Source organism: Alteromonas sp. KUL150 (assembly GCF_009811475.1).
Classification (GTDB): domain Bacteria; phylum Pseudomonadota; class Gammaproteobacteria; order Enterobacterales; family Alteromonadaceae; genus Alteromonas; species Alteromonas gracilis.
This window is the reverse complement of the sequence record NZ_BLIJ01000050.1, coordinates 1-13692: the sequence shown is the minus strand read 5'-3', so window position 1 is coordinate 13692 and position 13692 is coordinate 1. Positions and strand designations below refer to the sequence as shown.

General features: G+C 44.6%; 11 protein-coding genes. 6 read left to right on the top strand and 5 right to left on the bottom strand.

Going from position 1 to position 13692, the window contains the following annotated elements; all coding sequences use genetic code 11:
- Nucleotides 1-100: 100 nt before the first annotated feature.
- A complete protein-coding gene (gene flgM / locus GVO62_RS11620; protein WP_105930255.1) occupies nucleotides 101-430 on the top strand; it encodes a flagellar biosynthesis anti-sigma factor FlgM in 330 nt (109 codons plus the stop codon).
- A 29-nt stretch (nucleotides 431-459) separates the two neighbouring features.
- The gene (gene flgN, locus GVO62_RS11615; protein ID WP_105930256.1) at nucleotides 460-891 is read left to right on the top strand and encodes a flagellar export chaperone FlgN; all 432 of its coding nucleotides are present in this window, start codon (nucleotides 460-462) and stop codon (nucleotides 889-891) included.
- Nucleotides 892-1008: 117 nt separating this feature from the next.
- Here flgN and GVO62_RS11610 read toward each other — a convergent pair whose 3' ends face one another.
- Nucleotides 1009-1494 (bottom strand): LPP20 family lipoprotein, encoded by a 486-nt coding sequence (locus GVO62_RS11610; protein WP_159119394.1) that lies wholly within the window; start codon nucleotides 1492-1494, stop codon nucleotides 1009-1011.
- 380 nt (nucleotides 1495-1874) lie between these two features.
- On the opposite strand from GVO62_RS11610, the gene GVO62_RS11605 reads away from it, so the two are divergent.
- The 3 genes from GVO62_RS11605 to GVO62_RS11595 all read left to right on the top strand — a co-directional run bounded on the left by GVO62_RS11605 (nucleotide 1875) and on the right by GVO62_RS11595 (nucleotide 5827).
- On the top strand, nucleotides 1875-3056 hold the full coding sequence (locus tag GVO62_RS11605) for a flagellar assembly protein T N-terminal domain-containing protein (RefSeq protein WP_159119393.1): 1182 nt from the start codon (nucleotides 1875-1877) through the stop codon (nucleotides 3054-3056).
- 149 nt (nucleotides 3057-3205) lie between these two features.
- Nucleotides 3206-3886: a transglutaminase-like cysteine peptidase gene (locus GVO62_RS11600; RefSeq protein ID WP_159119392.1), complete on the top strand. Its 681-nt coding sequence runs from the start codon at nucleotides 3206-3208 to the stop codon at nucleotides 3884-3886.
- A 6-nt stretch (nucleotides 3887-3892) separates the two neighbouring features.
- Entirely contained in the window at nucleotides 3893-5827 is a 1935-nt protein-coding gene (locus GVO62_RS11595; RefSeq protein ID WP_159119391.1) for a bifunctional diguanylate cyclase/phosphodiesterase, read from the top strand.
- Here GVO62_RS11595 and GVO62_RS11590 read toward each other — a convergent pair.
- The 4 genes from GVO62_RS11590 to GVO62_RS19650 form a co-directional block, all read right to left on the bottom strand.
- A complete protein-coding gene (locus tag GVO62_RS11590; RefSeq protein WP_159119390.1) occupies nucleotides 5802-6398 on the bottom strand; it encodes a helix-turn-helix transcriptional regulator in 597 nt (198 codons plus the stop codon). The genes GVO62_RS11595 and GVO62_RS11590 overlap by 26 nt on opposite strands.
- Nucleotides 6398-7765, bottom strand: a complete 1368-nt coding sequence (locus GVO62_RS11585; RefSeq protein WP_159119389.1) for an HlyD family type I secretion periplasmic adaptor subunit — start codon at nucleotides 7763-7765, stop codon at nucleotides 6398-6400. Before GVO62_RS11585 ends, GVO62_RS11590 begins: the two co-directional genes overlap by 1 nt.
- Nucleotides 7762-9861: a type I secretion system permease/ATPase gene (locus GVO62_RS11580; protein WP_159119487.1), complete on the bottom strand. Its 2100-nt coding sequence runs from the start codon at nucleotides 9859-9861 to the stop codon at nucleotides 7762-7764. The genes GVO62_RS11585 and GVO62_RS11580 overlap by 4 nt, the downstream gene beginning before the upstream one ends.
- A 76-nt stretch (nucleotides 9862-9937) precedes the next feature.
- A complete protein-coding gene (locus GVO62_RS19650; RefSeq protein WP_159119388.1) occupies nucleotides 9938-11890 on the bottom strand; it encodes a TolC family outer membrane protein in 1953 nt (650 codons plus the stop codon).
- 245 nt (nucleotides 11891-12135) lie between these two features.
- Here GVO62_RS19650 and GVO62_RS11570 point away from each other — a divergent pair.
- Nucleotides 12136-13692: retention module-containing protein (locus GVO62_RS11570; RefSeq protein WP_159119387.1), on the top strand; the 1557-nt coding region annotated here is incomplete at its 3' end.

The following is a 13692-nucleotide window of genomic DNA, read 5'->3' as shown; positions in this document are numbered from 1 at the left end:
GGCCCGGTTATTTTCTACTTTTTTGTGCATAATTTTGCTAAAGAAATTTGCCAAAAGGCCGATAACTAAACTGAGGCAAAAAAGGTAGTGAGGACTTAAAATGGCAATTAACAATATAAACAATGGGTTACCTAAAACACCTATTGACAATGGGAAGGTTGCGCAGCAAAACCAGACGCAACAATCTCAGCAACAAGCTTCGGCGCAAACTGCGCAGACCGCTCCTGCTCCACGTCAGGATTCTGTTTCTTTGACTCAATCGGCACAGCAACTTAGTCAGGTGCAGAAAAAAGGTTCTGAAGCACCTGTGAATCAGGAAAAAGTCGATCGCCTTAAGAAAGCAATTCAAAGCGGCGATTACAAAGTTAACCCTGAGGTACTTGCGAATAAAATAGCTAAGTTGGAATCAGAAATTTTTAGTACTAAATAATCGCGCTAGACAAAAAACAGAGAAGACGTGTGACAGAACATAGCAGCCAAACAACACAAGCGATTACCAAGCAGGTAGAGCAACTCTCTACGCTTGTTACTTTGCTTGAAAAAGAGCTTCAGTTGATCAGTTCTCGCGATGCAGAGTCGTTAATGAACCTGCTTGATGAGAAGACGCAGCTGCTATCTGATATACAAACGCTCGATGGGCAAATTGAGCATATTATTCGCGACAAAGGGTCGTTGTCAGACAATGACGAGCTGTTGATGGAACAAGCGAACCGTCTTCTCGACGATTGTAAGTATCGAACACAAATCAATCAAAAAGCCGTAGAGCAAGGACAGCTGCGCCTCACACATTTACGCAATTTGATGATGGAAGTTCGCGCGAAAGAATCGCTCACCTATGACAAAAAAGGCAAGCCCAAGGGTGGTACGCTTGGGTCAGGCGTCAGCGCCTAGGCATAGCTTTCTCATCTACGATATGTGTGCTGGTTGAGAGAATCTCTGTTCAGTGGGGTAATGCACTTCACGCCCCCCACTTTCTACTTTTCGTCACAGCGTCTTAACATACACGCCCTAGTAATACTTAACGTCTTTTACTCTTCTTGGTTTAGCCGTAGACAGATAAATGTTGTAAACCTGCTGCATGTCGAGAGAAAGCTCAGTTACATAGGTGTCTTCTCCTACCGGATATGCCTTGACAACTTCTGCGCCTCTTATAATTCCTTCAACAGAGGAGCGTAAGTTTTCGCTGTCTACAACAAGGCCAGATACAGACTGACTCCCTTCAATTTTTTGACCATACACCTGCTCGGTGAGCTCTCGATATGCATCTAATTTTGACGCTTTCATGGCCATAATAAGTTTCACACTGTCACTGTCACCTTGTTGGGAGGAAATCGGCGCGTACCCAACAGCCTTCAAAACAGGGTAAGAATCAGGCTCAACAGTTTCCCACTCAACATGCTTATCAACGATGCCACAGCCGCCAGCGCCAAGCACTAAACCAAGAACAGCCGCTTGAATAATAACTTTAGATTTTTTCAATTTACGCAAATACATACGCTTAAACCTCAACTTGCATCGCTAATCTATTAATGATGAGTCGCATTTTATCTAGCAAAAATCACGAACCCTGCAACCTTGAGCTAAGGACGTCGACCGGCCTTAGCCTTACCTATGTGTAACCGTTATTTAACGAGCATGTAGTCAATGCGTTTGCTTTCGCTGCCACAGTCTACTCACCCTATCTAACGTAATGCTTTAATCAACATAGTTGGCTAACTAACTAGCAGCCTTATTAACAGTAAGGACTAGCAATATATGCGCCTATTTTGATCAACTGAATAATGGCGTTATTACTTGGCACTGTTCTCGCATAGTTCTCACGAAACAAAGGGGTTTAATCATACGCATGAGCTTATCTACAATAGAGGTGTGCGGTGCAACACATTAGCAAAACAACACTGGCAAGAATTTTTAATATCGCTGTGGCGCTAGTTTGCCTTCTAGCATTTTTTATTGGGCAAGCGCATGCCGCGTGGTATGAGGCCACTGGACAGGCTGTTGTCGTAAATGGTAACAAATCAGCTGCTAAACGAGCAGCTACACAAGAAGCACTTAAACAAGCAATGCTCTTTGCTGGCGCGTCTGTACAAAGTGTTGCAAAGCTAACAAACGGTTTACTTGAGAACGAAGAAATGACCATACGCTCTACCGGCGAAGTAGAGCACCTTGAACTTGTTGATGAAATATTTAATGGTGATGTGGTGACCGTTAGAGTAAGAGCCGACATTTTTCCAAAGGGAAAGATCTGTTCTGCTCAACATGACGAAAAGCACTTTGCGACGACCCATTTCAGAATAAGGAATAGAGCCCAATTAACACAAGGGAATATTCCTCATTTCGACAAAGCTTTTACTCAACGATTTGCGGACGCTATGCAAAACCAAAGTGAAAACTTAAAAATTTCATATATTGCTCCTCACACTGCTAAATTCGACAGCCGCTATACCGACCAAAATATACGCACGCTTGCGGCGCAAGGTAATACTCAGTTTGTCATCATTGGTGTAATCAACGATTTAAGCATGAGTAAGGAAAAAGGTACTTCTCTCTTCTCACCGTGGCGTAACAGTGTCCCTCACCGCGTTTTTTCCATGTCGCTGCAAGTATATGATGGAATCAATGGCGGACTTCTTTTTAATTCAACTTACCAAGGAGAGGAAGAATGGACATTTGATAGATTTGAAGATGTTGATGAATTCTCATCAACTTTTTGGCTATCGCGATATGGACAGGCAATTGACGGTGTAATAAGTGAAGCGGTAGAAGATATAAAAGAATCTACCGCTTGTCAGCCCATTACAGGCAGAGTAATTGACGTGGTAGACAATCGTATTTCTGTTTCTTTGGGCCGAGACAACGGTATCTCTGAAAAAGATGAAATGTATCTCTACCAAGCAAAAGAAGTCATAGATAACCGCGGCAGGAAATACCTCCAATACTCGCTTTACCCCGGTACATTTATCGTAGAAAGTGCGTTTAGCAATTCATCAGTAGTCATCTCTGATGCAGGGATAACGGCAAATATTCAAAATAGCGATTTTGTAGTTAAAAAGTAGGTAAAGTTTTTTAAATCGCTTAATTAGGAAATTTGGTTTCTGCCAAACGTCATGCTATATCTATAACAAAGTATTATTTTACATACTTATCCTTCAAGGTAAGAGAGATACCTTGTTTTAGACTTTCGTATAACCTACTTTGTTAATCTATGACCTTTCATCTACTCGCATCGAGTTGTTTAGCACTTATCGCATTATTGCAGGCCGCTCAGCAAATCGAGCGGCATTACACTATTGAGTTCTCTCAACTTGAAAGGCAAGTAACCGAAAAATTTGGTGCTGATAAAGCCCGTGATGTGGAGGCATTAGCTCGCACCCTAAGCAGTCTTGAAAATAAAAGTACTAATGAGCAGCTCATCGGCGTAAATGCTTTTTTTGATGAACATATCCAGTATGCAACCGACGATGTCGTATTTAATGAAAAGGACTATTGGGCTACGCCATCTGAACTTTTTGGTCATTCGCGCGGCGATTGCGAGGATTACGCCATTGCAAAGTATATAGCTCTGCTACACTTAGGTGTTGATAGTGCTAAACTTCGGTTAATTTACGTTAAGGCAAAAATCGGTAGAAGCCGAGTAACGCAAGCGCACATGGTTTTAGGATACTATGACTCCCCTTCATCAGATCCTCTAGTGCTAGATAGTTTAGTGTCGAACGTTTTACCCGGCTCTCAACGAACTGACCTCATACCTGTATTTAGTTTCAATGACTCAGGTATTTGGCAACCCGGTCAAAAAACGCAAGTTTCATCGTCAACAAGCAGACTGTCACGGTGGCGAGATGTTATTGAGCGTATGAAGAAAGAAGGGATTAGCAGAAGGTCATAAATATTTATGTCAATAACAAGAGAATTATGGCTAGCGATTTTAGTCGTTGTCCTTGTTGCAATTGCGGGTAGCGTGTCTATTCATGCTTTCACCACGAAGCAATACGTAGAAGAGCAGCTTTATTCAAAAAACGTGGATAATGCCAGCATGCTTGCACTTACTTTGAGCGGCCTTGATAAGGACTCCGTTTCTCTAGATCTTTTCATCATGTCTCAATTTGATATTGGCCACTATGCTTCGATAGTTCTGCAAAAGGCGGATGGCGAAATAGTGTCAGCTCATCGTAATAAAGAACAAATAAATGCAGATACGCCTGCATGGTTCGCAAAGAATTTTGCACCTGATGTAAAACTGGGTATTGCGCAAGTAAGCGAAGGCTGGGGACAATATGGCACGGTTTACGTTGAGACGGACACGAGCTTTGCTGTCGCTTCAATGTGGCGCGCCACTCAACGACTTATTATCGGGCTGTCCCTTCTGGGACTTATTACCGGTATTATCGGAGGATGGGCACTCCGTTTTATTATACGCCCACTCAACGGCGTGGTTGCTCAAGCTGAATCATTCCAAAAAATGCGCTTTGTCCAACTACCGGAACCGCGAACACTCGAGCTAAAGCGGGTAGTTCGCGCAATGAATTTCTTAGCAGCAAATTCCAAGAAAATCATGGAGGAAGAAAATACGCGGCTTGATATTCTGCGCTATCGCACTCAGTTTGACGATGAATCGGGCTTAGCAAACAGAGACTATTTTATTTCCATACTAAAAGGTCAACTCGCCTTTCGTGATTCTGAGGGCGTTAACTGCTTGTTCTTCATGAGGTTCACCGAAGGAAATGGCTTCCTTCGCTCTCCAGCTAATATTCGCAAAAAGAGAATTCGCGATTTCATAGCAGAAATCAATGATAGCCTCACACTTCATCATCATCTTTTCAGCGATAGCCGAGTAGCAAGGATGCAAAAGAACGAGTTTGCCATCCTTCTCACTGAAGCTCACAATACTGCCGAGATATCTAATGCTCTTCACGGTGCTTGCTTAAGTGCATTTTGTTATGAAGGAGACCCAAAAGTCTTTCAATCAGTAACAAAACTGCGCTCTGATGATAGTTTTTCTGACGCATTAATGAGAGCAGATGCAATGCTCGACGAAGCAGAGACAACGAATAGGACTGAGCCTTTTATAGAAGCCATACTTAATACAGATAATAGTTTAGTCGAAGAGAAAAGGTGGGAACATGATCTAAAACACGCTATTGAAAACCAGGATGTTGAAACTTTTAACTACCCTGTTCTTGATGTGAACCGACATCTTGTTCATTACCAATGCTGGGCAGGCGTAAATGTAGACGGTGAGCTGCGAAAAAATGGCTATTATGCTCATTGGGCACGTTATCTAGGGCTATTACCTCAATTAGAGTTGACGACTATCACTCACCTAATGGATACCATTAAATATTCCGAAGCGATATCCAAGTATGCGTTTCTTTGCTCTGAGCAGTTATTAGTTGACTCTGCACTTTTATCGCAACTTTACGCTCGATTAGACGCGGATAAAAAGGTGGCAACGCAACTGTGCTTCGAAGTACGAGAATCTACCGCTAACCGTTTCCCAAATGAATTTAAAGCGTTTTGTAACGCTCTTAAAGCCAGAGAATGCCAGGTTGGCCTTAAGCGTGTAGGCGAGTCTTTCTCACAATTATTGAACGTGCAAGAGCTAGGTTTAGATTATGTGAAAATTGATTCTGCCTTTATGACTGACATCGAATTTAACCCAGCCAACCACGCGTTTATCAGAGGTTTTTGTTCATTAGCTCATACTTTTGGCATCAGCGTGTACGCAGATGGCGTTAAACGCCCAGACCATAAAGCTTTATTTATAGAACTAGGTATTGATGGAGTGGTATCTCACATTGAGGTCATAGAGCATCTTTTAGATGACTAAACTCGCCGAGTTCGAGTAATAGACCGATTCGATCTTTTGCCTCAAATTTGAGTAGTAGCGTACCAACATATTCCTTAACGGTGCGCTCGGTAATTCCATGCGCTCTCGCTATCTCTTTGTTACTCAAGCCCTCTAATATACCATTTAACACATCTTTTTCTCTGTTGGTTAGCCCTTGTAGCGAGGGGATAACACGCCCCGTTTGTCTATTAGCGGCTACATTTGATACAGACACAGCGAGCAGCTCACTTGGTAACCATATGCCCCCCGCTTCAAGAACACGTGTCACCGAGGCCAGTAAAGATTGCGTCGCTAGCGCATGACAATATGCTCTAGCGCCCATCATTAGTGCCGTTTGCATTTCTACCCGATCATACTTGTAAGTGAGTAAGGCGATATTGTCGACTTTCTGCTTAGCGCCAATGAGCCGCTGACGCCAATTATCATTACTCGCCAATATCCAGATACAATCACTTTTATCACAATTTAGCTGTTCAACTCGACTGTAACTAGTCCACGAATACCGTGCTAGCGCCCCTTGCAAGTCTTTTTCTGCAATGAAATTTCTCATTAACGCTCTCGCAGTGCAGAAGCTGTCACATTGAAAAGGGGGGATAAAATATAATTAAGCACCGTTTTCTTACCCGTCAGTATGTCTACCTGTACAATCATTCCAGGCAGTATTTCTAACGCCTCATTCGCAATGCTTTTCTTCGTCTCAAGTCTTACTAGGTAATAAGTTTCGTCTTTTTCGTTAGTGATAGCATCGGCACTGATGTGTTGAACTTCAGCAGACATACCACCATAAATAGTAAAGTCATAAGCACTGAACTTTAAGATAGCCTGCTGCCCTTCTCGAATAAACGCAATGTCTTTAGGCGAGACTTTTGCCTCAACAATAAGTTGGTCATCTTGAGGGACGAGTTCTACAACAGCGCTACCGGGGGTGATAACGCCCCCAATGGTATTGATTAGCAACCGCTGTACCGTGCCATTAATCGGTGATTTTAGCGCCGCTTGCGACACGACATCTTCCAAACTGGTTTGAGACTGCTGCAACGTCGCCATTTCAGCGGTGGCTTCGGTCAATTCTTGATTCCATCGGTTAACGAGTTTAAGGCGTGCTTCTTCCTTCTTAATAATTTCCTCTTCGATGGCGTTTAGTCCACGCTCAATCGCTACCTTGGACTTGGCGATGTTTCCCTCTAGCTCTACTATTTGACGCTCTAAACGAAGAATTTCAATTTCCGAAACAGCGCCTGATGCAAGTAATGGCTTGGTCACAGAGAGCTCTTTCTTTGAGAGGAACAAAACGTTTTGATACTGGGAAAGATTCGCTCGCTCTTCTTCCACGTCTTGACGGCGTTGCATAATACGAGAATCCGATCCTGCTGCGACTTCATCAAGCTCAGCCAAGTTGGAATTGTAGAGCTTGCGTTCGTTATCAACGACAGTTGGTGCCCGTTCGCGTAGCTCTCGATTAAACCGCAATACGTCACCTTGGGTAAGCGCAGATAAGCGCTGCACTTTCGCCGCCAGCGCCGCAAACTGGGTTGTGTTTTCTTCAAGGCTTGACAAAAAGCGGGTAGGATCAACCTTTAATAACACTTGCCCAGCTTCAACCGTTTGCCCTTCTCGTACTAATATATCCTGTACAATTCCTCCGTCGTAGGATTGGAGAACCTGTAGTTGCTGCGACGGTATAACTTTCCCATCGCCTTTTGCCACTTCATCAATCTCTGCAAAATACGACCATATCACCAAGAGTAACAAAACTAGCGTCACCAGATACAAGAGACCACGGGCTTTCACAGGGGTTTGCATTATCCGTGACCACTCGGCTTCCAATACCCAATCCTGACCTGGAGGCGGCGCTAGCCAACCTCGCATTAATCGCTGCAACCAGTCTTTTTTCTCACCACCACTATTAGAAATCATGGCGCCCTCTTAAGCTTTTGACTTGGCTGTTTAAATTGAACAAGTACGTCTTCCTTTTTACCGTCAGCGATGACTTTTCCGTTCTCGACAACAATCACACGCTCAACAAGGTCGAGCAAGGTTGTTCGATGGGTATTGATGATCAGTGTTTTGCCTGCTGTGGCAGCTTTTATGGTTTCCTTCATTTGCGCTTCGTTAGTTGAGTCCATGGCTGAGGTAGGTTCATCCATGATATATATTGCAGGGTCTCGCACTATGGCTCTGGCCATCGCTACTGCTTGTCGCTGGCCACCAGAAAGTAAGCTACCTCGCTCACCTACATTTTGATCTACCCCATTGGCATTACCGTTAACAAGCTTGGCCAAACCACACTGGGTCAGTACCTCCCAAAAGTCACTTTCATCGATACCTAAATCTTGAGACATAATATTGTCTTTCAATGAACCGTAGAAAAGGCTGACGTCTTGCGGCACATAGCCTATTTGTTTACGAAGTAGTGTTGGGTCGTATTGCTGCAGGTCGATACCGTCCATAAGTAACTGACCCGATTCAGGGCGGTAAAAAGCCATAAGCAATTTATTCAGCGTTGATTTTCCGCATCCGTTTTTCCCCAAAATAGCTACGTGTTCACCTTGTTTTATCGAGAAATTAACGTCTTTAAGCGCCAATACTGTTTCGTCTGGGTATTTAAAGCATAGCTGACAAGCATCTATATTCCCTTTAAGCACAACATTACTTTTTATTTGCTTGTTACTGCCTGTCTCACTCGGCAACGACATAATGTCGTCGAGGGCATTTTTTGCCGTCTCTGCGTGATGATATTGTGCCAATAGAGCCGCAGCTTGAGAGACCGGCCCCATGGCGCGGCTTGATAAAAGATAGGCGGCAATTAATCCACCTTGAGTGATCACACCCTCTATAATGAGGTAAACGCCCGTTAGGATGATGACGACGCCAACTGACTGCTGAACCCAAAGTGCTGCGTTGTTAACCGACATTGAAACCAGACGCAGCTTTGCATTAACTTTGGCAAGAAAGATTGTTTGTTTTTCCCACGCACTTTGGTTTCGGCTCTGGTAACCAAATGCTTTTATGTCTTCTAAAGAAGTGACGCTTTCAGTAACGAGAGAACTTTTACGAGAACTGATTTCCATTGATTCTTCTGACAGAGACCGCATTACGCGCTGTGCTTTCATGGCGTAAAGGAAGAGCGCGGTGGCGCCAATAAGAATAGGAATGATGAGATAAATATCAATCATGGCAATAATAGCCACAAACAAGAGCCCGAAGGGCAAATCAACCAATGCCACCAGAGTTACAGAGCCAAAAAACTGCCGAATGCTTTCAAACGACTGCAAGCTGTTTATAAACGAACCGCTTTTAGCAGGTTTGTTTGCCAAATTAATAGACAGGACTTTTTCCATAATTTTTGCAGATAAGGTGACATCCAGTCGGCTCGCTGCCAGCTCAACAAAATACTGTCTTAGCATGCGCAGTAAAAAATCTGCGGCGAGAACTAAAAGCACGCCGATGGCCAGCGCCCATAAGGTTTCAAGTGCCGCATTTGGAACTACCCTGTCGTACACATTCATCACAAACAGAGGCAAAGCAATGGAAAGCAGACTGATAAAAACAGAGGCTAACAGTACATCGCGATATAACCCTTTTGCTGATTTTATAGATGACCACAACCAATGACCTACCGATGACTTATCAATCTGAGCATTGGTTTCATGCGCGCGCATCTCTGGACGGACAAATATGATGTATCCCGTATAACGGGCGGCTAAGTCATCTCTTTGAATTTCGACTACGGCATCATCCAGTTCTGGATACGAAACCCTTGCATGGGAATGGTCAATACCGTGAAGCACGCAGGCCTGTTTTTCGTTTAATACTAAAACTGCGGGTAATAATGCAGTGTTGACATGGTCTAAATCCCGTTTAACTGTTCTGCTGGCGAGCCCCGCTCGCTTTGCCGCACGGTCAAACCCTGTGGGCGAGAGTTCGCCGTTATCCAAGGGAAGGCCACTTAGCAGGCTAACTCGAGATACTTTTAAATGGTGCGCATGACAGATGGTCATTAAGCAATCCATCAATACGCCTCCTTGCTGTTCTAAATAGGATATGTCGTCTACGACCCTCTTTTCCTTCATATAAGCCTACACATCACTATTCGTTAGAAGGAAGCTGGATAATAGCCGCTTCAATTCTGCGATTACGGGCGTTTGCCAAGTCTGATTCTTCATCAACCAGCGGACGACTCTCTCCGTAACCAACCGCAGTAATTCTTCTAGCTTCTATATTTGCTTTGGTCATCAGCAACGACGCTACAGCTTTTGCTCTGCGTTCAGACAAGCGTTGGTTGTAAGCTGCATCTCCATCTAAAGAGGCATGACCGTGAATTATCACTCCTGAGCTTGGGTCGTTGTTTAGTGCTTCGATAACGTCTTGAAGCGAATTTTCGTACTTAGGCAAAACCTCGGTAGAGTTAGACGCAAACTCAATATTGACCTTAAACGAATCGATTATCTTCGCATTATCTAACGTAAAATCTGCAGCGCGTGATTCTGGTTCTGGCACTATCTCAGGCTCTTTGGCTTCACAACCAAAGTCATCGACCATGGCACCTGGTGTTGAATCGGCGCAGTCGTCCCACAAATCCACAATGCCGTCGCCATCTGTGTCGCGTTTGAGTATATTCAACTCATCTTCAAAGTTGGTGCGAACGGCTGGGCAGACGTAGTTGGGATCATAAGTAATATTTTGCTCTGCTTTGTCTAATACATCAGGCACGCCTTCTTTTGTGATCCCTAATGTATTCGCCAAGCTCCCAGAAGCTGCAAGCAGTCTTACGCGAGCTTTTTCCAGAGTATATTGCGCCTCTAAATACGCGCGACTTGATTCGTAGTACTCGTTTTCGGAATCGAGTAAGTCTAATAGAGAACGCTCACCAATAGTAAACTGATCCATGTATGCAGACTTTACTCTGTCTGAAGACAGGCGGTGGGCATTCAGTGAGGGTAGCTGCTCAGCAATATTGATAATGTCGTTATAAGCAATTTGTACCGTTTGTCTCATATCGATACAGGCTTTGTCCCGCAAGTCTTTTGCTAAATCAACCTGCGACAATGCTTGTCGAATCGCTGCGCGGTCCGAACCGCCGTTATACAAGTTATAAGAAAAATTAACGCCAACGCTCGCCTCGGTAATGGTATTATTTAATGCAGCTTGATCTCGAGTTTGCGCACCATAACTTGCGGTCAGGTTTACCTGAGGGTGGTAAAGACTTCTTGCGCTATCAACCGCATAACGTTGTGCATCTATATTGTAAATAGCAGCGTTGAACTGAGGATTGGTGCCGTATGCACTGGTGAGTAAGGTTTGAATATCTGTAACACTTGCATCAACATAGGCAGAGTTTAACGTTACCGGCTGCAAGTTGTTCGCGGGCTTCTCGCCCACCAACCGTAAAAAGCGAGCGGTAACATCGTGCAAATTAGACAGTTCAGTAAGCACGTTAGACTCGGCGAGAGAAAGACGACCACTGATTTGCTCTAGGTCAGCTCTGCGACCGACACCTGCCTCAACACTCTCTTCAATTTGTTTGAATACATCTACGTGAGTAATCAAATTTTCTTCAGCGAGCTTTAGAAGCTCCCGGAACAACTGCACGTCCATATAAGCTAGAGATGTATCTAGAGACTTCTGCTCAATTTCACCCATTAGTTCGAAAAAGCGGACAACTTGCGCTTGCTTGAACCGCTTTACTTCACTGCTTGTCAAAAAGCCGTCGTATAGCATTTGGGTTAGCGTAATTTGCCCAGTATGCCCCATGTATTCTCGATCTAACCCATAATTTCTATCGCTATATGCGCTCGATGCCAATACATCTACTTGCGGGCGAAATCCACCCCGCGCGATATCAACATCTGACATTGCTACTTGAAGTTGTCGCCAACTGGCTTGCACTTCTGGATTTTCATTTACCACCTTGCGAACATAGTCTTCCAAATTGACTGACGAAGCATTAGTTCCATTGCTCTGCGCGACGGCAGCGTTAACAAGGACAGCGCCAACTGCACCAATTACAATCTTGGTAAGCACTGAATCCATTACATTCATATGTAAATCTCACTAAATAAAAACCGGCAACATTTGCTTGGTTTCTTACTTAGAAAAGTAGACGCTGTGCGTAATTGTGCAAACCTAGCATCCAATTAATAGACTAATTATTAACAAATTAGGGGGAACTACCTAGGTTTTATACCAAAGGATATGTGCCACCCGTACTACGGTCCGGTAACGGGATAGAAAAGCCCTGCTACGCTTTTTGTATAGCGTGAAAATTTATCGGTTGAGAGGAAATTATGGCTGAAGTAATCATTGCAGAAGTAAACGGCAAGGCTTCTTTAGTACGTGTTGAAACGGGTGAGCTTGTCAACGTCACTGTAGATATGACGGTAGCCGAAGGTGACATATTAACCGTATCTGCTGATGGATTTGTTACCGTAAGTGTAGATGGAGAACTCCGCACACTTCCTGCCGGACAAAGCGTTACTTTCCCGCTGCAATTAGATTTCACTGAAAATAATTCTGACGATGAATTTGGTGTTTTTGATGAGAGTATCAATGAGCTAACAGCACTACTTGACGGTATTGACGGCATAGACAGTAACAACCAAGAAGGTGACGCTGACTTCCTTGATGCGCTTGCTGGTGACGGAGACATTTTAGAGTCGCTAGAAGCAACCGCAGCGGGCCTTGATGGCGGCGCTGGTACTGACGGCGGTAGTAATTTTGTGCGCGTTGACCGCATAAACGAAAAAATCGACCCAGTGGGTTTCCAGTTCGATCAAAGTACAAATCGCGACGACGATATTACGCCAGTTGAGTTTTCTGGCACTGGTGAGCAAGCACAAGATATTTCACTTACCCTAGATGCGATAGGCTTGACGAACGACACCACTCCTACTCTATCGGGGATTACTTCAGCAATTCCAGGCAGTACAGTCACGCTGACCGTTACCGACAGTGCTGGGAATATTCAAATTGTCACGGCTATTGTACAAGACGATGGCACATTCAGCGTAGACGTACCAAATGCTCTGGCTGATGGTGAGTTCACCGTAGATGCTACCGTGTTAGAACCTACAGGTAACACTGCAAATAGTTCTATCACCGGTGAAATTGACGCTACCGCCCCTTCAATTACCATCAATGCACCGGGTTCTGATAACGACACCACGCCTACCCTATCAGGTACCACTGATGCCACTCCTGGCAGCACGGTTACGCTAACCATCACCGATAGCGCGGGCAATACACAAACCGTGACTGCGATAGTTCAGGCAGACGGCACTTATAGTGTGAATGTGCCAGCTGAACTAGCTGAAGGTGAATTTACCGTTAACGCCAGTGTTACCGATGAAGCAGGCAATACAGCAACTGCTGATACCACAGGGGAAATTGATACCACCGCCCCAACCATTACCATTAATTTGCCAGATTCTGATAACGACACAACGCCTACCCTATCAGGTACCACGGATGCCACTCCTGGCAGCACAGTTACGCTAACCATTACCGATAGCGCAGGCGTTACTCAAACCGTCACAGCTATTGTGCAAGCGGACGGCACCTATAGCGTTGACGTACCTGCTGAATTAGCCGAGGGTGAATTTACGGTTAACGCCAGTGTTACCGATGAAGCAGGCAACACAGCAACCACAGACACCATCGGCGAAATTGATACTACCGCACCGTCGATAACTATCGACACCATAGCGACTGATAACGACACCACGCCTACCCTATCAGGTACCACTGATGCCACTCCTGGCAGCACAGTTACGCTAACCATTACCGATAGCGCAGGTAACACGCAAACTGTGACTGCGATAGTTCAGGCGGACGGCACGTATAGC

Bases quoted from the DNA above. Each gene is read 5' to 3' on its own strand.
- flgM (WP_105930255.1), top strand. From the start codon at position 101: ATGGCAATTAACAATATAAACAATGGGTTACCTAAAACACCTATTGAC.
- GVO62_RS11610 (WP_159119394.1), bottom strand. From the start codon at position 1,494: ATGTATTTGCGTAAATTGAAAAAATCTAAAGTTATTATTCAAGCGGCT.
- GVO62_RS11600 (WP_159119392.1), top strand. From the start codon at position 3,206: ATGACCTTTCATCTACTCGCATCGAGTTGTTTAGCACTTATCGCATTA.
- GVO62_RS11595 (WP_159119391.1), top strand. From the start codon at position 3,893: ATGTCAATAACAAGAGAATTATGGCTAGCGATTTTAGTCGTTGTCCTT.
- GVO62_RS11590 (WP_159119390.1), bottom strand. From the start codon at position 6,398: ATGAGAAATTTCATTGCAGAAAAAGACTTGCAAGGGGCGCTAGCACGG.
- GVO62_RS11585 (WP_159119389.1), bottom strand. From the start codon at position 7,765: ATGATTTCTAATAGTGGTGGTGAGAAAAAAGACTGGTTGCAGCGATTA.
- GVO62_RS11580 (WP_159119487.1), bottom strand. From the start codon at position 9,861: ATGGATTGCTTAATGACCATCTGTCATGCGCACCATTTAAAAGTATCT.
- GVO62_RS19650 (WP_159119388.1), bottom strand. From the start codon at position 11,890: ATGAATGTAATGGATTCAGTGCTTACCAAGATTGTAATTGGTGCAGTT.